Source organism: Rheinheimera sp. ATLC3 (assembly GCF_059429535.1).
Map to the genome: position 1 here is coordinate 1,131,835 of NZ_CM182103.1, position 18,318 is coordinate 1,150,152.

14 protein-coding genes and 1 other RNA gene are annotated in these 18,318 nt (G+C 45.3%); 10 read left to right on the forward strand and 5 right to left on the reverse strand.

Annotated features, from left to right (window positions below; translation table 11 throughout):
* Positions 1-156: 156 nt before the first annotated feature.
* A complete protein-coding gene (locus tag AC5SV9_RS05350) occupies positions 157-2,967 on the reverse strand; it encodes a TonB-dependent receptor (RefSeq protein WP_475146956.1) in 2,811 nt (936 codons plus the stop codon).
* A 451-nt stretch (positions 2,968-3,418) separates the two neighbouring features.
* Here AC5SV9_RS05350 and dinG point away from each other — a divergent pair, with 451 nt between their 5' ends.
* From dinG to AC5SV9_RS05370, 4 genes are read left to right on the forward strand one after another with little or no spacing between them, the layout of a single operon-like run.
* The gene (gene dinG, locus AC5SV9_RS05355) at positions 3,419-5,458 is read left to right on the forward strand and encodes an ATP-dependent DNA helicase DinG (RefSeq protein WP_475146957.1); all 2,040 of its coding nucleotides are present in this window, start codon (positions 3,419-3,421) and stop codon (positions 5,456-5,458) included.
* Between the two features lie 12 nt (positions 5,459-5,470).
* Positions 5,471-6,253 (forward strand): sulfite exporter TauE/SafE family protein, encoded by a 783-nt coding sequence (locus tag AC5SV9_RS05360; RefSeq protein WP_273023819.1) that lies wholly within the window; start codon positions 5,471-5,473, stop codon positions 6,251-6,253.
* Entirely contained in the window at positions 6,253-6,792 is a 540-nt protein-coding gene (gene priC, locus AC5SV9_RS05365; RefSeq protein ID WP_475146959.1) for a primosomal replication protein PriC, read from the forward strand. The genes AC5SV9_RS05360 and priC overlap by 1 nt, the downstream gene beginning before the upstream one ends.
* 4 nt (positions 6,793-6,796) lie before the next feature.
* Positions 6,797-7,735 (forward strand): histone deacetylase family protein, encoded by a 939-nt coding sequence (locus AC5SV9_RS05370; protein WP_475146962.1) that lies wholly within the window; start codon positions 6,797-6,799, stop codon positions 7,733-7,735.
* Here the strand turns inward: AC5SV9_RS05370 and AC5SV9_RS05375 are convergent.
* Entirely contained in the window at positions 7,706-8,803 is a 1,098-nt protein-coding gene (locus AC5SV9_RS05375) for a tryptophan 2,3-dioxygenase family protein (protein WP_475146964.1), read from the reverse strand. The two genes, AC5SV9_RS05370 and AC5SV9_RS05375, sit on opposite strands and share 30 nt — an antisense overlap.
* A 126-nt stretch (positions 8,804-8,929) precedes the next feature.
* Here AC5SV9_RS05375 and AC5SV9_RS05380 point away from each other — a divergent pair, with 126 nt between their 5' ends.
* From AC5SV9_RS05380 to AC5SV9_RS05400, 5 genes are all read left to right on the forward strand, one after another.
* The gene (locus AC5SV9_RS05380) at positions 8,930-9,190 is read left to right on the forward strand and encodes a late competence development ComFB family protein (RefSeq protein ID WP_134057092.1); all 261 of its coding nucleotides are present in this window, start codon (positions 8,930-8,932) and stop codon (positions 9,188-9,190) included.
* Positions 9,187-9,363 carry a YbaM family protein gene (locus AC5SV9_RS05385; protein WP_475146966.1) on the forward strand — a complete coding sequence of 59 codons (177 nt, stop codon included), beginning with the start codon at positions 9,187-9,189 and terminating at the stop codon, positions 9,361-9,363. The genes AC5SV9_RS05380 and AC5SV9_RS05385 overlap by 4 nt, the downstream gene beginning before the upstream one ends.
* 141 nt (positions 9,364-9,504) lie before the next feature.
* Positions 9,505-10,857, forward strand: a complete 1,353-nt coding sequence (locus tag AC5SV9_RS05390) for a site-specific integrase (RefSeq protein WP_475146968.1) — start codon at positions 9,505-9,507, stop codon at positions 10,855-10,857.
* A 785-nt stretch (positions 10,858-11,642) separates the two neighbouring features.
* Complete coding sequence (locus tag AC5SV9_RS05395; protein WP_475146970.1) at positions 11,643-13,082, forward strand: hypothetical protein; 1,440 nt, start codon at positions 11,643-11,645, stop codon at positions 13,080-13,082.
* A gap of 128 nt (positions 13,083-13,210) precedes the next feature.
* Entirely contained in the window at positions 13,211-13,630 is a 420-nt protein-coding gene (locus tag AC5SV9_RS05400) for a hypothetical protein (RefSeq protein WP_475146973.1), read from the forward strand.
* Between the two features lie 536 nt (positions 13,631-14,166).
* Here the strand turns inward: AC5SV9_RS05400 and ffs are convergent.
* The 3 genes from ffs to AC5SV9_RS05415 all read right to left on the reverse strand — a co-directional run bounded on the left by ffs (position 14,167) and on the right by AC5SV9_RS05415 (position 16,999).
* An RNA gene (ffs, locus tag AC5SV9_RS05405) (signal recognition particle sRNA small type) lies at positions 14,167-14,263 on the reverse strand.
* A gap of 79 nt (positions 14,264-14,342) precedes the next feature.
* A complete protein-coding gene (locus tag AC5SV9_RS05410) occupies positions 14,343-15,968 on the reverse strand; it encodes a methyl-accepting chemotaxis protein (protein ID WP_475146975.1) in 1,626 nt (541 codons plus the stop codon).
* 125 nt (positions 15,969-16,093) lie between these two features.
* Entirely contained in the window at positions 16,094-16,999 is a 906-nt protein-coding gene (locus tag AC5SV9_RS05415) for a DUF3014 domain-containing protein (protein ID WP_475146977.1), read from the reverse strand.
* Positions 17,000-17,063: 64 nt separating this feature from the next.
* Here AC5SV9_RS05415 and AC5SV9_RS05420 point away from each other — a divergent pair, with 64 nt between their 5' ends.
* Positions 17,064-18,218, forward strand: coding sequence for a patatin-like phospholipase family protein (locus AC5SV9_RS05420; protein WP_475146980.1), 1,155 nt, complete (start codon positions 17,064-17,066; stop codon positions 18,216-18,218).
* The last annotated feature ends 100 nt before the right edge of the window (positions 18,219-18,318 follow it).

Genomic DNA, 18,318 nt, shown 5'->3' on the forward strand with positions numbered 1-18,318 from the left:
GTAAATTTTATTTCATAAATATTATAACTATTTGCAATGTCTTGGCCTTGGCATCCGTGCTGAACTAAATCGGAAAAGTAAGACTGTACGAAAAAAAAAGCCACCTCATTTCTAAGGTGGCCCATTCTTATATGACTTGTCTACCTCTAACTGATATTAGAACTTGAAGTCAAAGCCGGCATAATATGTACGGCCGAAAGCATCAGTATAACGGGGATCGAAACCAACTTGGTGACCTGCACCACCAGAACGAAGTGACAGTGGAGGAGCTTTATCAAACAAGTTATTAACTCCTAACAGTAACCCCATGTTATCCATGATATTGTACTGAATCTGGTAGTTCACAGTAACATAACTTGGAACGTCAAGCTGCATATCTACGCCTGGGCCTGTAATGCTGCCTAAGCGAACCGTTCTAGAACCGGCAGTCTGGAACTGATCCTCATAACCTGAACGGTAACGAAGAGTAGCACTGTGAGTAAAATCACCATGCGTTAACGTGCTGATGATATTCGCAGTAGTTCTAAATACTACAGAGTTATCATCACCAAACGCACCTAAGCTTGAAATCCAATCGTCTGTGGTACCTGGACGAGTATATTCACTTTCAGTAATATAAGTACCAGCAAACGTTGTAGAAAGACGACCAAAAGACAGATCATTTCCTACTGTCAAATCCCAGTCAAAACCTGAGTTTCTCGATTTACCAACGTTAACAGCAGAGAAAATGATAGCAATTTCTTCTTCGCCGGTACCCTTATTTACTTTAGTAGAGAACAAATCTCTGTAACGAACTGGATCAGCCATAATCTGCGCTTCAGTTACTGAAGCGACCAGGTCTTCCAGATCTATAGTCCAGTAATCCAGCGAGAAACTGAAGTCATTACTTGGAGCATAAACAAAGCCTAACGTATATTGCTCAGATTTCTCTGGCTTCAGATTTGGATTACCTTGGTTATAAGCCTCATACTGCTGCCTTGATGTTGGACACAATGCAGCTAACGGATCTGAAGTGCCTGCAAAAGGACATAGATATGAATCGCTGGTCACGCCAAACTCAACGCGAGGACGTCCAATGCCCAACATTGAAGGAGCTTTAAACCCAGTACCTGTTGAAGCGCGCAGCAGCAAATCTTCAGTCACTTGATAGCGTAATGACAGTTTGTATGTTGTATCGTTTACAGAATCATTAATTTTCGCTGAGCCAGGGCCAGCGACACCATTCTCATCATATAAGAAATCACTAGTGATGGCACCAACGTTATCGTAACGGACAGCTCCACTCACTTCCAGATTATCGATAACAGGAACAATCAACTCTAGAAAAGCACCATATGTATCGCGCTCCAGATCGTACTCCGTACCTGTACCAATACCTAACAACAGATCTTGTTTGTTCGCTGGAGCTAGTGAGTTCACAAAGTGAGTATTACGGAACTCAGCACCTGCCCCTAAATAAACATCACCCGCTGGCAATTCGAAAACAGGCATTGACGCTTTTACATCAACCGCATTAACTTCCGTGGACGAATTCTCCCAAGCACCGGCATAATCGGTTGCAGCTAAAAGCTGTCTTGCTTCGTCACTCAGTTGATCCGGCGTAGTAAAAATGTCAACCGCACCTGACCCCATCAACGTTACAAACTTCTCAAAATCTGGGTAGCCACCTACGATATTCTCGTCAGCATCGTTTTTAGAGTAAGTATAAGCTGCGGAATAATCTATATCCCCTGCTACACCCTCAATACCTGCGACAATATGAGTAGATTTTGTATTCCACTCGTTAGCACGATTCCCTAACGGCAGAGCTCGCCACTGAGCATCAACCCTGGTTAAACCTGCCAGCTGCTCAGCTGTTAAATACGGTTTGACCCACTCATTTGCCAAAGACGAATCTGTTGGGATGGTAAAGAAACCAGTCGCATTAGGTGCAATCCGAGTTTTCTGCGAATAATCTGAATACATAACATCAGTGAACAATTTAATGTCATCAGTTAATTTAAAATCAACGCCGACCATCGCAGAAGTTCGCTCTGACTCTGGGAAAATTTCAATTGTGCTGGTGTAGTCAAATTGACACACATCTTCAACCCTGAAATTGTTAGGCGCACAACTACCGTTTTTCTTCAGGTAAGGGTTAAACACCACATTCTTCGTGGTGCCATCAGCGGCAGTATAAACAGCACGTGCGTTACCTGGAATCGCATTTGGAGACCCAGCAACATAATAATAGTCGTTCCCGTTACGGCTAAATGGAATAATACCTGACTTACCAAATTCCCGTTGCGACGCTTTTAGTTGTTCTTGGCTATCATGAGATAAAGAGAATAGAACATTAAAGCCATCTGCGTCCAAGTCGCCAAAACCACCTGTGAACGCCATGTTGTAACCATCACCGCCATCTTCTTGAGGACGACTATAACGACCAGTTAACTGGAAGTCTTGCATGTCATCTTTAGTGATAAAGTTCACAACACCAGCAATCGCGTCTGAACCATAAATTGCAGAAGCACCATCAGTCAGCACTTCAACCCGCTCGATTGCTGCAAGCGGAATGCTGTTTAAGTCGATCGTGGAACCTGACCCCCGCGGAGCCAAGCGACGACCATTTATCAATACCAACGTATATTCTTCACCCAAACCGCGTAATGACGCTGTTTTCAAACCACCGCCACCGCCGCCAACTGAATCCGCGTCAGTAGTAAACCCCTGCATTGAAGGCAGAGATTGAATTAAATCACCGGCACTAGTAAAACCTGAGCGGTCAATGTCCGCTCGAGACAATACCTGGACAGGCAACGCACCTTCTAAATCTGTGCGTTTGATACTTGAACCAGTAACCTGAATACGCTCAACTTTCGCGACTTCGTCTTGTTCTGCCGCCACAGAGCCAAAAGCAGCCATCGACGCAGTGCCAAAAACCAACGCTAACCGCACGGCTTTGCTTAATTTATTATTTGTATACATGTATTTCTCCCTGGACCACTATCTAGTGATTCTATTTTTAACAGTTTCCAACCTTTTAAGGCGATTGGCACTCCATTCATCTCGGATAACCTCCGATTTGTCGCCCCTCGATAATAAACGTAATTTTTCGGCAGGGTCAACTGCTTTTAAGGAACTATTTGCTATTTATATATGCGTGTATTCAATCATCAAGAATCTGGGGTTGTATTATGCTTGCCCCGCCCTTCAGACGTTCAAGCAAACTCACACTATTAGCGATCTGAGATATACCCTGATAAAAAGCACACTTTACATTTATCAAATAAATCGTAAATAAATACTTACAGCAGTAAATCCAGACTTTCCGCTTTTCGAATAGTGTAGCCCTTCCTTAATTAATTGATGAGCTTGCTTTGCCAGCTTGGTAATTTCTGTATACAATCGAACAACTGTATAAAAATACACATTGAACATGCTTAGCGATCAGTTAAAAAGCCAGATCCGTGCTATCCACAACCGGATAAAAAGCAGCCTGCCCAATTACCAGGCGCGGGCCGGGCAGAATCAACTGGTAGCGGAGATTGCCAAAATTTTGGCAGGCACCTATCACCGGCATGAGCGTATTGGCCTGATTGAAGCCGGTACCGGCACCGGCAAATCGCTGGCATATATGCTTGCCGCCATTCCCTATGCCTTGTCACAGAAAAAAAAAGTGGTCATTGCGACTGCGACCGTTGCATTGCAGGAACAACTGGTAAACAAAGACCTGCCGTTTTTTCAACAGCACAGCAAACTGTTATTTGAGTTTTGTCTGGTTAAAGGCCGCCAGCGCTATGCCTGTATTGAACGCTTGCGCCAACAACAAAAACACCCTGAGCTGTTTGCAGCAGTATCTGATGATGTTGTCGATTGGCAGAAACTGTCCGACAACTGGCAGCAACGTCTCTGGCTTGGTGACAGAGACACCTTACCAGCCCCGCTTACAGATAGTATGTGGCAGCGTATTGTCGCTGATCCACTGCATTGCCATAAACATGATAAACGCCATTTGCATTGTCCCTTTCATTTGGCGCGTGCAGAAATCGAGCATGCCGATGTACTGGTAGTGAACCATGCTTTGCTACTGGCGGATCTGGCCAGTGGTAACAGTGTGCTACCTTCTCCGGATGAGACACTTTACATCATAGACGAAGCACATCACCTGCCCGATATCGCCAGAGACTATTTCGCCGCGCAGGCACAGCTAACGCATAACAGTGTCTGGCTAGAAAAAGCAGGCAAACTGGTGCAGCAACTGATTGCCGTTTTACCTGCGACAGTGATGAAAGAGCTGCTGCGTTTTGACGACAGTTGTAATGAACTAAACAGCCTGCTCAAGCCAATTGAAAGATGTGTGACAGAATTTACGCCGCGCTGGTTCAGTGAAAAAACTGAGTATCGCTTCAGTGATGCGGCGTTGCCCAAACTGTTTCAGCAACAGGCGGAACAATTGTCACAAGTCAGTCAGAAAGCGTTGCTGCAACTGGACAAAATTCAGCAGCAGCTACAAGAGAACAGCTCCGAGAAGCAGCTTTCAGTCAAGCAAAGTCTACCTATGCTGCAGGAGTTGAGTTATTTACGGCAAAAAATCGAGCAACAACAAGCACTGTGGCAGCTTTATGCCGTCGAGCAACAAAAAAGTGTGCACCAGGCACGCTGGGTAGCGTTGCAAACACCAGGGCAACATATTATCGGCCATGCTTGTCCGCTTGGCGTCGCCGGTAAGTTGGAGCAATTACTGTTTAACGACGCCTTTGCTGTCATTTTATGTTCTGCCACTCTCACTGCCCTGAACTCATTTCAGTACATCAGGTACGACTTAGGTTTGACTCAGTTTGAAGGTGTAAAGACGCTGCAGGTTACGTCGCCATTTGCCTACGCCGAAAAAGGCCAGATTATTATTCCCAAAATGAATACTGAGCCAACAGAGAAAGCCTACACTGACGAGCTGGCAGCATTGCTGCCTCAGTACCTGCCTGATAACGAGGGTAGCCTGGTGTTATTTGCATCCTATTGGCAAATGCAGCAGGTTGCAGAAATGCTAAGGAAAAAAGGCTTTTCGCTGTTAGTGCAGGGCGAAGCATCCAGACAGGCGCTACTGCATTTGCACGCCGAAAACTGTAAACACGGTAAGCGCAGCATCTTATTTGGCACCCAAAGCTTCTCCGAAGGGCTGGACTTACCGGGGAAATTGCTAACCAATCTGGTGATCACCAAGCTACCCTTCGCGGTGCCAACCTCGCCGTTGGAAGAGGCGCTGGCAGAGGCAATAAGCCGCAAAGGTGGTAATGCCTTTGTACAGTTAACTATTCCGGCTACTGCGAAGAAACTGGTGCAGGCCTGTGGTAGACTGCTGCGCCAGGAACAGGATGAAGGCAGAATTATCATTCTGGACCGCCGACTGGTAACTAAGTCTTACGGCCCGGCTATGCTGAATGCTTTGCCGCCGTTTCGTCGTAATATCGAGTATTAACAGGAAGACATTTTGGCCACAGAACTGGTTTTAGAGCCATCAATCTGGCTGTTGTTGTGCGCCGTCGCTTTTAGCGCGGGTTTTATCGATGCAATAGCCGGCGGCGGAGGCCTGCTTACAGTGCCAGCATTGCTAACTGCCGGCTTGCCACCACATGTGGTACTGGGTACGAATAAACTGGCAGCAACCTTCGGCTCTTTTACCGCATCATTGACCTATTACCGCAAGCGCCTGTTTAACCCCCGCTATTGGCGACGCAGCCTGATTTTTACTGCTGTCGGTGCCATACTGGGCACACTGCTGGTTGATATGATAAGCAAAGAGGCATTAGAGAAAATTCTACCGCTGTTGATCCTGCTCGCCGCTATCTACACCCTGTTTAACCGCATGCAGCCAGACGACAGACTGCAGTTGCCTGAACAAAATAATAAACTGTTCTGGCAACAGCGCTTGCAGGGACTCACGCTTGGCCTTTACGACGGCATCGCCGGGCCAGGCGCTGGTGCATTCTGGATGGTATCAACGATGGCGTTGTATCGTATTAATCTGTTACTCGCCAGCGGCGTTGCCAGAACGATGAACTTTATCAGTAACGGCTTTTCACTGGTGGCTTTCATCGCTTTGGGTCATGTTAACTTTATGCTTGGCATTACCATGGGGCTCTGCCTGATGCTGGGTGCATGGCTTGGCGCCCATTCAGCCATCAGGTTCGGTAGCCGTTTTATCCGCCCGGTGTTTATTTGTGTGGTAATCGCGATTGCTGTGCGTTTGGCCTGGCAAGCCTGGAGCAGCTGATGGACTTACTTGAAACGCTGGCAGAACAGCTGAAAACCCTGCAGCAACAGGCGCAGCAGATAGATGCAGCACCAGCTAGCGGTAAACCACAGAACTGGTTCGATTCTACACTTTTCAGCTGCCGTTCAATCGCGCTGGCCGACTATGTCGCCGAAGCGCAGCGTAACCTGGTTTCGTTACGCCGCAACCAACTTAGTGATGCAAGCCGGCTACGCCTGGTTCAGCGCCTGAGCGAACAAACCGCTGCCATCACCCAGGCTTTTCGTAATACCAAAATACGCCGCAAAAATGGCAGTAAAACCACTAAAGTTAAAGCAGTGCTGACGCAGATCAGCGCCAGCAGCCAGCAACTGTATCAGCAACTAAGTGATATACAGGAATTTGAGCGGCGTCTGCTGGACATGATCCATCTGGCTGAGCGTGATACCTCTGCTGATGGCGTGCAACGTACACTGGCACTACATGCACGCCTGGGACGCTGCCGCAAAGCGTTATCTGAGACAGAACGACAGATCCAGGATCTGGAACGGCGGAGCTGACACAATGCTGTCCCCATTGCCTGCTATGTTTTATCACCCTTGCTACAGCGAGCTGGTACTGCCGCAGCAACACCGCTATCCAATCCAAAAATACCGTACTTTGTACGAAGAACTCCTGAATTTAGGCGTTCCGGCAGGTGCATTTAGCCAATCCACGCCGATAAGTATTGCCGAGCTGGCAGCGTTTCATTGTCCCTATTATATTAACAGCTTGTACGATGGCAGTATCGATGCCAAAGCGATGCGGCGTATTGGCTTCCCATGGACAGCGCAATTATTTCAGCGTTCACTGTGTTCACTCGGCGGCACGTTGCAAACTGTACAAGCGGCGCTTGAAGCAGGCATAGCGCTGCATCTGAGTGGTGGCTATCATCATGCCTTCTACGCCGAAGGCTCTGGGTTTTGTCTGTTCAATGATTTAGTCGTGGCGGCAAAAACTATGCTACGCCGTGGACTGGATAAAATATTGCTGGTTGATCTGGATGTGCATCAGGGTGATGGCTCAGCAGCTATGCTGGCAGACGAACCCCGGATAATCAGTTTTTCAGTACACTGTGAAAAGAATTTTCCGTACCGTAAACAACCATCAGACTGGGATATCGGCCTGCCACCTGACTGCACGGAACAACATTATCTGGAAGCCGTGCAGCAGAGCCTGCATACCTTGATACGCTGGCACAAACCGGATTTGGTCATTTATGATGCTGGCGTGGACATTCACCAAAATGATGAATTGGGGCTGCTGGATATCAGCACTGAGGCCATTTTTCAACGCGATTATCTGGTACTGCAAAGCTGCGTTGCTGAATCGATACCTGTTGCGGCGGTGATTGGAGGCGGCTACCAGCGCAACATCAATGCGCTGGTACAGCTGCATTTGCAGCTGTTTAAAGCGGCTTTTACGTTATGTGGCTCAGACTTCGCCGGCAAAATAGAAACCTAGCCGCCGTTTCACCTGAGCCGGCAGTACCGGCAAATCCGCTTTTGGCAGTAAAAACGTTGCCATATTAAACAGGTCAGTGAAGATACGGTTTTTCTCAGTAGTTCGCTTTAAATAATCATGTCCTGACGAACCACCAGTGCCTATTTTTGTTCCAAGCATCCGCTGTACCATCATAGCGTGTTTATAGCGCCATATTGTTAACAACTCATCTATTTCTGTCAGGCAGGTCAGTAGCTGAAACGGCAGGTTAAATACCGGCTCTTCCTGGTACAAGCTGATAAACAAGGCTGACAACATGGCACGTTGACTGAGACGGAAACTACCATCCTGCTGCAACTGCTGGTATTTGTCTTTGTCCAGTAAAGCCGCAAACTTTAAAGCGGTACGTTCTATTTCTGCCAGTTGCAGTTCGCGCTCATGCTCGGCTATTTGCTCAATAGCCTGCACTGTACTTTTATCTTCTGCCAGCATCGCGTCGGTCGCCTGCTGATACATCTGCCAGAAGCTGAAGTTCTCCAGTTCAAGAAACGGCATCCGCTCCAGCCATTTTTCAATGCGCTCAAATAAGCTGGGCTGATGCTCTAACTGCTGCAAAAAAATCCGATCCTGTTCATTCAGCCGGCTGTAAAAAGAGTTTTTATCAAAATCGATGCGAAAATCACTTTTCAACCCTAAACCGATTTCCAACATTTTAAACTGTATACTCTGAAAACCGGATGCGGGTACCAGGTAATCCCGGAACGACATAAAGTCCTGCGGTGTCATCGTTTCCATCACACCGATCTGCTGAGTAAGCAGTTGCTGAATAGTAATGATCCGCTTTAGTTTGTGCACTATACCGGTTAGCTGCTCGTCTTTTACCTCTTCAGCTGCAAATACCTGCATTACAGCTTTCAGTTCATGCAAAATTTGCTTAAACCATAGCTCATACACCTGATGCACAATAATAAACAGGGTTTCGTCATGTGCTTCGTCAGCGTATTTTGCGCTTTCTGGCGCTTGTGCAGTCAGTAGCTTGTCCAGTTGCAGGTAGTCGCCGTAATAGCAAGGAGTCGTATTTTTTTGCATTGCTGTTCTTCTGTAGTGGCTCTGTCGCGCATTGTAGCAGTCAGTTAGGCTAACTCAATCTTTCAGTGGTCTTTTCGCGTAAAGCTGATTATGCTTTGCCAGAGCACACACCATACAGAGGTAAATATGAAGCTGGACGATGACATCCATAACTATTACGAAAAACTGACGCTGGATCATATTGTTGAGCTGGGTTTAGACAAAGAAAAGGACACAGAATATCTGGCAGATTTGTGTTGCATTTCATTAAACCTGCTGCCGCCGCGTTATATTCGCTATGAGGTAGACATGGCATTTTATCTGCCACAAAGCGAACGCTTCGAGATGCAAATGAAAGTGCGCGAGGCTGTATCAAGAGCAAGGCAGTTTCTGGATGGAAACCCGTGAACAAACCGCTTGATCAGGCGCCTGAACATGTAAAACTGGCAGTGGATTTAATTATGCTGCTGGAGCAGCATCAGTTGGATACGGAAACGGTGTTACGGGCGCTAACCATAGTACAACAGGATTTTGTAAAAAAGCGGGATTTGGGTGGCAACCCCACCAGTCGCACTAATTAGCTAATGTAGATGCCTAAATGTGTCCCCTAAGACACTTGCGGATTCCTTGTGTAGCGTGGCTTCCGCTAGAATCTCAAGGGGGTTAACACAGAACAAGTAAATCATCTCATATCATCAATTGTGATACTGAGAGTGATACCGATGCCACTTAAAACCCCCAAATACACATCTCTTCGAAACAAGACATATTGGCTCCATCTTAAACTACCTGGTGCGCTATTTAAGCAAACAGATTTAAATTCACAGCTAGTACGTTGCACCCTTAATACGCAAGATCCATCTAAAGCAGGATCTCTTGCTCAAATACTGGTATTCAAATTACAAGAGTACTTCAAGTCCGTTGCCGCTTTAGATATTAGTAAGTCGTCTATAGACCAAGTAATAGAAACTACTTTAGTAAGTCTCGGTGAAGTGAAAACGATGTCTGTTGCGAAAGTGCAGAGACCTACTACGAGAGATTTATCACTAAGTGCTGCATTCGAGCTTTACTTCAACGAAATGACAAGTGCAGGTATGTGGCGAGTCAAAACGCAATGTGATTGCCGTGCAGCATTAAATAATTTCGTTGAGCTAATGGGTGATATTGGACTCTCAAGTATTAACGCTGCTGTCTGTCGAGAGTTCAAATCTAAACTGATGCGTTATCCGCTCAACAAAGCCAAATCTACAGAATTGATGAATCAGTGTGTTAATAAGCTAATAGAATCTGGTTCCGTATATCCGATTATCAGTACTACGACAGTCAATAACCAAATCCGGAAGATAAACAGTTTCTTTAACTGGCTCATTAAGCAGGGTTTACTACAAAGCAATCCAATAGCAGGGATGAAGATTAAGCAGAAAGTATCATTGAAAGCAGCAAGAGCATCTTTCACGGAAACAGACTTAACAGCACTCTTCTCTACTCCTCTGTATTCCAAGCATGAGTTTCTACATGACTATCAGTTCTGGTTGCCGCTGCTAGCACTTTATAGCGGAGCAAGAATAGAAGAGTTGTGTCAATTACATATCGCTGACATTAATATCAATGATCCTTTCCCACATTACAGAATCAGCGATTTATTTGAAGGACAACACATTAAAAACAACAGTAGCCGTAGAGTTGTGCCAATACACCCAGAACTAATGGAGTTAGGATTCGCTAATTTGATAAGCGACAAGAAAGCCAAAGGCCAGACCAAACTTTTCGGATATTTAGTTCCACAGAGACAACAACTAGGGCATAAACCAAGCCAATGGTTTAGCAGGTATAAACGGAAACAAGGTATTAATGATCCTAGAAAGGTGTTCCATAGTTTTAGACATACAATGGTCGATAGAATGAAGCAAATTAGAGCACAGGACTATGAGATTAAATCTCTTTTAGGACATCAGCATGGTTCGGTAACGCATGACATTTATGGGTCTATCGATACTCCTATCGACTCTGTTTATGAGACAGTATCGAAGCTAACCTTTAAAAGTGAATTAGCATTGGTCAAACCTTGGGAATAGGTATTCTTTGTTTGAAGTGGTGTAACACTATAAATCTCCATCACTTCAAGATTAGGAGTGAAGCGGATACCTACTGATTTACTTGTTCTGTGTTAACCCCCTTGAGATTCTAGCGGAAGCCACGCTACACAAGGAATCCGCAAGTGTCTTAGGGGACACATTTAGGCATCTACATTAGCTAATTAGTGCGACTGGTGGGGTTGCCACCCAATAGCTCCATAAGCCTTACAGACCATATTTAACAAGCATTTCATCTCGGTTCACTGCTTTAGTATCACAGTCTGGTATCACACTTCAATTAATAGTTCTGTAATCCCTAAACTCGTAGCGCCACTTAGCCCTTACCCAAAGCTCCTGTATGCAACGCTAATGACTTGGAATTTCACAGGCTACTATCCCATTACTTTTCCCCTAAAAGATCCCATAGATCAACAGGGTTATCTGTAAGCGATTTATTACTGGTACATTGAGCCATAGGGACATTGGGGGGATGCCAGGGGGTTTAGTTCAAGGTAAGCATTTTAATAAATTTTAAACTACCCAACAGGCTCTTAAAGGCATGTGGAAAGAGTAAATGAACAAGTCTCCTAGTAATGCAGCAGGAAGCTGAAGGTATTATAATATCTACTTATTTGTATTCTGATATTAATAACATGCTTGTTCATGTATATCTGATATACCAAGTAAACAGATAGCCTGCTTCGATTACTCTAGGTTCCTTTAGGTCTTTTAGGGATTAGTTGTATGAAGAATGCATCACTAGAATAATTAAACAGGATGCATGTATGCCTTCGATAGATAATAACTCCGTTCCAAATACCGATTCGGATAGCTTACCTGCTCTAGAATTATCGCAATCTCTAGGATATAGCCGTCAAGCAAACTTCAACTGGATATGTACACATCCTGATTTTGACAATGCCATCAATTTGTTACTTGAGGAGCTTCTGGACTGGTATGTTTCCAGCGGGCATAGTTCAAGAAGTTTTAGACGTGCAGACAACCTGAACATGCTTAAACGTATTGTTTCGGATTTATATGTTTGTTATCTTTTAGATCCTTCCCGCTGGATTTCAATATCGTTTTCAAATAGTTACTATTCTATAGATACACGGTATCAACCCAAATTTGGTAGTGCTGGTTCAGCGCGTAGGGTCAGAGATTTCTTAGTAGAACGACGTTATATGACAGTGCATTCCGGTTTCTACAATCATGAGAATGGGACTGGGCGTTTAACTAGAATTAAAAGTACCGAGCAATTAGCGATTCTACTAGAAGCATTTAGTCTTGCAGACTTCTTCAAATCCCCAGAATCTGAAACTGTTTTATTGAAAGATACATCCAAAAGACTAATCGATTATGCTGACAATGAGACTACAAGATCTATCAGAGATGACCTAGCAACTATTAACGCTCACCTACGGAATGCTTGGATAGATATCCATGTGTCTGATGCAGTCTTTGTAGATTGGATTAGTGAACAGAGAGCACCTGACTTTTCTAGAAAGAGCTTAACTAGAATTTTCAATAATGGTTCGTTTGCAGAAGGTGGACGTTTCTATCACGGATGGTGGCAAGAGATTGATAGCAACTATAGGTCTTCAATAACTATCAATGGTGCTCCTACTGTCGAGCTAGACTATTCCGCAATGAATGCAGCGTTGCTGTACGCTGAAGCCGGTCTATCCTTACCTACTCAAGATCCATATTCTATCGATCAGTTTTCGAGAGCCGTAGTGAAGCAAGCATTCATTACTATGTTAAACACTGGTTCAAGGGCTGCTTGTATAAGCTCTGTGTTTGATCGTTACAGAGACTCTTTAAGCCGTCAACAGGTAATAGAATTGCTCGAACAAATAGAAAGCAGTCATACCCCTGTAAGTGATTACTTTTATACAAATATAGGATTAAGGCTTCAAAATACAGATTCGAATATTGCTAATAGGGTAATGCTTAACTTGTCTAGTGCAGGTGTAATTGCTTTACCTGTTCATGATAGTTTTATCGTTGAGAGGCAATATACCGACCTACTTCGAAGCACTATGATTGAATGCTTTGCTCTAGAAGTTAGCGGTTCAGTTCAAGTCACTGAAGAACAAGCTGACACCATTCTTGTTCCTGATTTGGTTCTAACTTCAGTAGAAGACTCATTAGCAGCGTTCGAAACATCGATATCACAGTACAGCATGTATATGCACCGTAGAGCACAGCACGAAACATATTAATGGTACTGTGACAAAGTTAATTAAGTTATTAGAATTACTGACATTAGTGTCGGTTAATTTCTCTTTTAGTAATATTTTAGTGTGTTAAAGTGGTTTGAAGAGTTACCAGTGATTCATAAGGAAATGTTGTGAAAGATAAATTAGCATTAATTTCAGGTGTTTGTGTATTCTTACTGGGGCTGTTGTTGTTCTCAATGCTATCTTCTAAAGCTGGTTTTCCAATTTATTCTGGATATAAAGATGAGATATTAACTTTCTTCTCAATGGTTCTGTCTTATCTAGTAGCTAACAGAGTGTTCTATTGGGTCTTATATGGTCAGATCAGAAATAGCTTGCCGAAGCTATCTCAAATTGCTTGGAATCTTCAGTTGAGAGTAACAGTAGTAATTACAGTTATTCTGTTTCCAATAGAGTTATATGCACCTAGCTGGTTGTTTCGAGTAGTGCTGGTATTAATTGCTGGCTTAGCTCTTGCCTATGGATTGAACAAGTATCACGAAGCGAAGATTAGATTTCAGGAAGGTGAGAAGGCTACCCAAATCAACTAATCCCTAAAAGACCTAAAGGAACCTAGAGTAATCGAAGCAGGCTATCTGTTTACTTGGTATATCAGATATACATGAACAAGCATGTTATTAATATCAGAATACAAATAAGTAGATATTATAATACCTTCAGCTTCCTGCTGCATCACTAGGAGACTTGTTCATTTACTCTTTCCACATGCCTTTAAGAGTCTGTTGGGTAGTTTAAAATTTATTAAAATGCTTACCTTGAACTAAACCCCCTGGCATCCCCCCAATGTCCCTATGGCTCAATGTACCAGTAATAAATCGCTTACAGATAACCCTGTTGATCTATGGGATCTTTTAGGGGAAAAGTAATGGGATAGTAGCCTGTGAAATTCCAAGTCATTAGCGTTGCATACAGGAGCTTTGGGTAAGGGCTAAGTGGCGCTACGAGTTTAGGGATTACAGAACTATTAATTGAAGTGTGATACCAGACTGTGATACTAAAGCAGTGAACCGAGATGAAATGCTTGTTAAATATGGTCTGTAAGGCTTATGGAGCTATTGGGTGGCAACCCCACCAGCCACATCCCGGCACATACGTCATAAACTGTGGCTGCTTCCTTCCGGACCTGACCAGGTTCGCCTACTAGTATTGCGAGAGGACCAATGGGGCTACCATTGCGCTGCTGAACCATCAGCAGGCGCGCATTATGCTTAAAAGCGGGCTGCGTTGCAAGAGCACAGCGCACTAAACCTTGAACGCAGAAGCCTGATTTTGCAGCTTCGCTGCCAGTTGCGCCAACATATCACTGGCCTGTGCACTCTGCCTTGAACTGTGGGTGACTTCCGCAATGCTGATAGTAAATTCACTGATATTTTTACTGATGTCTTCCGCAACTATCGTTTGCTGCTCTGTGGCGGTAGAAATTTGTACATTCATATCCACAATGCTGGTGACTGAGTCTTTAATCTGTTCAATAACCGTTGCAGCCCCTTTAGCGTTTTCGACACTCGTATCAGCGTAACCGCGTGATTCATCCATAGAGCTGACGGCCTGGCGGGAAGAAGATTGCAAATTATCAATCATACCTTTTATCGACTCAGTGGCATTTTGTGTATTAGTGGCCAGCTGACGTACTTCATCAGCTACCACAGCAAAACCCCGGCCGGCATCTCCGGCCCGGGCAGCTTCAATAGCGGCATTCAGTGCGAGTAAGTTTGTTTGTTCTGCGATAGTACGGATAACTGCCAGCACCTGAGTAATTTTGCCTGATTCATCATTTAGGTTACTGATGACAGAGCCGGTGTCGGTCAATGTCAGTGAAAGCTGCTCAATAGAGCGCATGTTTTGCATCACTTTGTCATAGCCACTTTGCGAAAACCCATCTGCTTCATTTGCCTTTTCCGAGGTACGCAGTGCGCTGGATGCAACCTCCTGGATCGCTGCCGACATCTGTGTAACGGCGGTTGCAATCAGGTTGGCTTTTTGCTCCTGCTCCATTGCCGTATTACTGACCTGTTCGCTTATAGAGCTCATTTGTTCCGACGCTGCTGCTAACTGCGTAATGGCCTGCCCCAGCTCATTAAAAAACTGCTGCAACCGCTGTAGTGTGGTATTCAACGCTACGGAGGTAGCGGCAATTTCGTCTTTACCCTGTACCTGAGCCCGGTTACGTAAATCCAAATCGTTGCCAACGCTGACGATGCAGTGCTGTAACAAATGCAATGGCCGGTGAATAGAGTGATAAATCAACCATCCCAGCAAAGCCAGGCAAACAAACACGACTAACAGCACCAGCATAAATATCCACTGGAAACTTTCGTATTGTTTATGTGCCAGCTGGCGAAACTTATTGGCTTCGCTCAGTTGTAACATGATTAACTTGTCCAAAGCTGCACTCAGCGGGTCTGCCATCTGATACAACGCTTTATTGAACTTTTCCGGGCTATCCTGCATCAGGCTGCCGTCGTTTAATCTGTTTTGGTATTGCCCTATTGCCGTTAAAAATGGCGTGAGCTGCCGCTCAGCGTCCTGCAGCAACTGTTGCTCTTCACTGGTGAGTTCAGTTTGTTTGTAATCACGCCAGGCTGTTTCAGCTGTGCTTAATGCCTGAGCAAGGCTATCACGGGCGTCATTCGCACTGATGATGTTACTGCGGTATTTATGCAACGTATCCACTATGGTTACGGCGTAAGCATCCGATACTTGCTTAATTTGCTGCAGTGGTTGTACGCGGTCCAGATAAAGGCTGTTTATACCGAGGTTCAGCTGCCGCATCTCCTGCAACGCTACCAGTGTTACCATCACAAGAACGACTAAAGGCACCGCAGCCAATACAGCTAAGCGGCTTTTTACTGAATAGTTGTTTAACATAAAGTGCTCTGCCAGATAATTACATAACAATTATCAGCATAGGCGGTTTTTTTAATGGTCGGAGTAAAAAGTACTGCTTAGCTAAGCACGCAGCGGCAGCTATTTTGCCGCTGCGTGTTAAGTGGCTAGTTTTGGGTAAGCAATGCGCGGTATTGCTGTAACAGTGCTTTGATCTTTCTCTGGTTATCAGGCCCCAGCCGGATCATTTGCTTTTGCGCCGGTGGCAACTGCTCTATTGCCGGGTCGGCAAAAATGTACACCACTGCCGGACGCTCAAGTGCCAGCGGATAATTGACGTCTGGTGTGGCCAGCAGCTCATCAATCGCTTCGATCAGCTTATTTTTAAATAACTGGTCGGGATAGCCCAGCTCCGCATACGCCTGCTGCAGCAGCGGTTCATACCGGTTGAACAGCGTAACAAGTTGTGCAGGTTTGACGCTTTCTAACAACTGAACATAAGGCTGATAGCGTATGAAGCTTGCTTCATCCAGTTGCGGCTTCGCCCCGTCCCCGACGGTAAATTTCTGCTCCAGCGGTTGCAACACAGCACTTCCTGCCGCCAATTGTCCCTGCGCAATATTATCTACCTGCACGGCAAAACTGCGCAGCATGTCTTCAGTAACAAACAATGAGGCAAGCCCCGGACGCCAGTCCAGAGAAAGTAAGCGCTGACGCACTTCAGTGTCTGAGTCATCCAGTGACGGAATAGCAGGCTCAGGTGCAACCGTTGTCTCCGGCTCTACTTCTGTAACAGGTTCAGTGATATCGGTTTCAGGTGAGGTTTCTGCCACTTCGGTTACCGGTTCGGGTTCCGGCTCTTGCTGCACAGGCTCATTAACCACTGGTGGCATCAGGTTCACCGGCGGCGCCACTGTCTTCTCTTTGGCAAACATCAACCAAAGCGCAATAAGGATGACAATAACAACGCCTGCTATAGCTAATAGGTACAACTGCTGATTTTTGCTTGGTTCCTGTTCTGCCATGACAACCTCGATAACGGACTGGTAGGGTAATACGATTAAGCATTGCATTCTGCAATGATTCCAGCAATATACTAGCAATGAGCCTGTAGTCTGGAAAAAGTTCAACTTCGTTATGCCTGAAGACAATAATAAAGCCACCCCGAAAACTGCGTTGCTGCTAACCGGCGGGGGTGCACGAGCAGCTTATCAGGTGGGGGTGTTAAAAGCGATTGCGCAGCAGTTCCCGCGTAGCAGTAAATTGCCCTTTCAAATTATCAGCGGTACCTCGGCCGGTGCAATGAACGGCATTGCGATGGCTTGCTATGCGTCCTGCTTTCATCTTGGTGTAAAAAAGCTGGAATGGATCTGGCGTAATTTTCGCACCAGCCAGGTGTATTATGCCGACTATTTCAGGGTATTCAGGCAGTTACTGCGAGGGATGTTCAGCGCTTTTCAGGCTGATTATGCCAATAAACAACCCGTCAGTTTGTTTGATAACAAACCTCTGCGGCAAATGCTGAGTAAGGTGCTGGATTTAAAGCGCATAGACCGTAATATCATGGGTGGATATCTGTCCAGCGTGTCAGTAACGGCTTCTTGCTACAACAATGGCGACTCGATCACTTTTTTCCAGTCTGACAATGCTGTGGAATGGCGCCGCGCCAAGCGCTGTGGCCAGCGTACTCTGCTTGGCGTTCATCACCTGATGGCCTCTGCCGCTATTCCACTGGTGTTTCCCTCGGTACGTATTCATCAGCAGTACTTCGGCGATGGTTCTGTTAACCAGTTGGCTCCGCTTAGTGCCCCCATACATTTAGGGGCGGATAAAATTCTGATTATCGGGGTGGCTGATCCGCGAAAAAATGAGCCCAACCAACGCATGCTACACCATCCGGATCTGGCAACCATAGCAGGCCATTTACTTGATACGGTGTTTACTGACAGTCTGAACTCTGATCTGGAACGTATGCAACGGGTCAACAATACCATCAGCACGATGCATGAGCACGGCGTTAAAACCGATTTAAAACCAGTACAAAGTTTGCTGATAAACCCAAGCCAGAACTTTGGCCAGATTGCCAGTGAGCATTTTTTGTCGCTGCCGCTGGCTGTGCGGACCATATTAAGAATGACCGGTATCCGCCAGCACTCAGACTCCAGCCTTGCCAGTTATCTGCTGTTTGAGCAGCGATACACCCGCAGGTTGATTGAACTCGGTTACAACGATGCCATTGCGCAAATGGATAACATACTGCAGTTTCTTGCACCGTCGGATGTGGAAAAATAACACCGTAGTCAAAGCTTTGACTGTACCGGCACAAACCAGTCATATCTAACTGAAAAATATCATAATTAACATATTGGCCTGTTATTTGCTTTCTAAAACC

Excerpts from the sequence above, each read along its gene's own strand:
- AC5SV9_RS05395 (WP_475146970.1), top strand. The coding sequence starts at position 11,643 with ATGCCTTCGATAGATAATAACTCCGTTCCAAATACCGATTCGGATAGC.
- priC (WP_475146959.1), top strand. The coding sequence starts at position 6,253 with ATGGACTTACTTGAAACGCTGGCAGAACAGCTGAAAACCCTGCAGCAA.
- AC5SV9_RS05370 (WP_475146962.1), top strand. The coding sequence starts at position 6,797 with ATGCTGTCCCCATTGCCTGCTATGTTTTATCACCCTTGCTACAGCGAG.
- AC5SV9_RS05380 (WP_134057092.1), top strand. The coding sequence starts at position 8,930 with ATGAAGCTGGACGATGACATCCATAACTATTACGAAAAACTGACGCTG.
- AC5SV9_RS05410 (WP_475146975.1), bottom strand. The coding sequence starts at position 15,968 with ATGTTAAACAACTATTCAGTAAAAAGCCGCTTAGCTGTATTGGCTGCG.
- AC5SV9_RS05420 (WP_475146980.1), top strand. The coding sequence starts at position 17,064 with ATGCCTGAAGACAATAATAAAGCCACCCCGAAAACTGCGTTGCTGCTA.
- dinG (WP_475146957.1), top strand. The coding sequence starts at position 3,419 with ATGCTTAGCGATCAGTTAAAAAGCCAGATCCGTGCTATCCACAACCGG.
- AC5SV9_RS05375 (WP_475146964.1), bottom strand. The coding sequence starts at position 8,803 with ATGCAAAAAAATACGACTCCTTGCTATTACGGCGACTACCTGCAACTG.
- AC5SV9_RS05350 (WP_475146956.1), bottom strand. The coding sequence starts at position 2,967 with ATGTATACAAATAATAAATTAAGCAAAGCCGTGCGGTTAGCGTTGGTT.
- AC5SV9_RS05415 (WP_475146977.1), bottom strand. The coding sequence starts at position 16,999 with ATGCAATGCTTAATCGTATTACCCTACCAGTCCGTTATCGAGGTTGTC.
- AC5SV9_RS05390 (WP_475146968.1), top strand. The coding sequence starts at position 9,505 with ATGCCACTTAAAACCCCCAAATACACATCTCTTCGAAACAAGACATAT.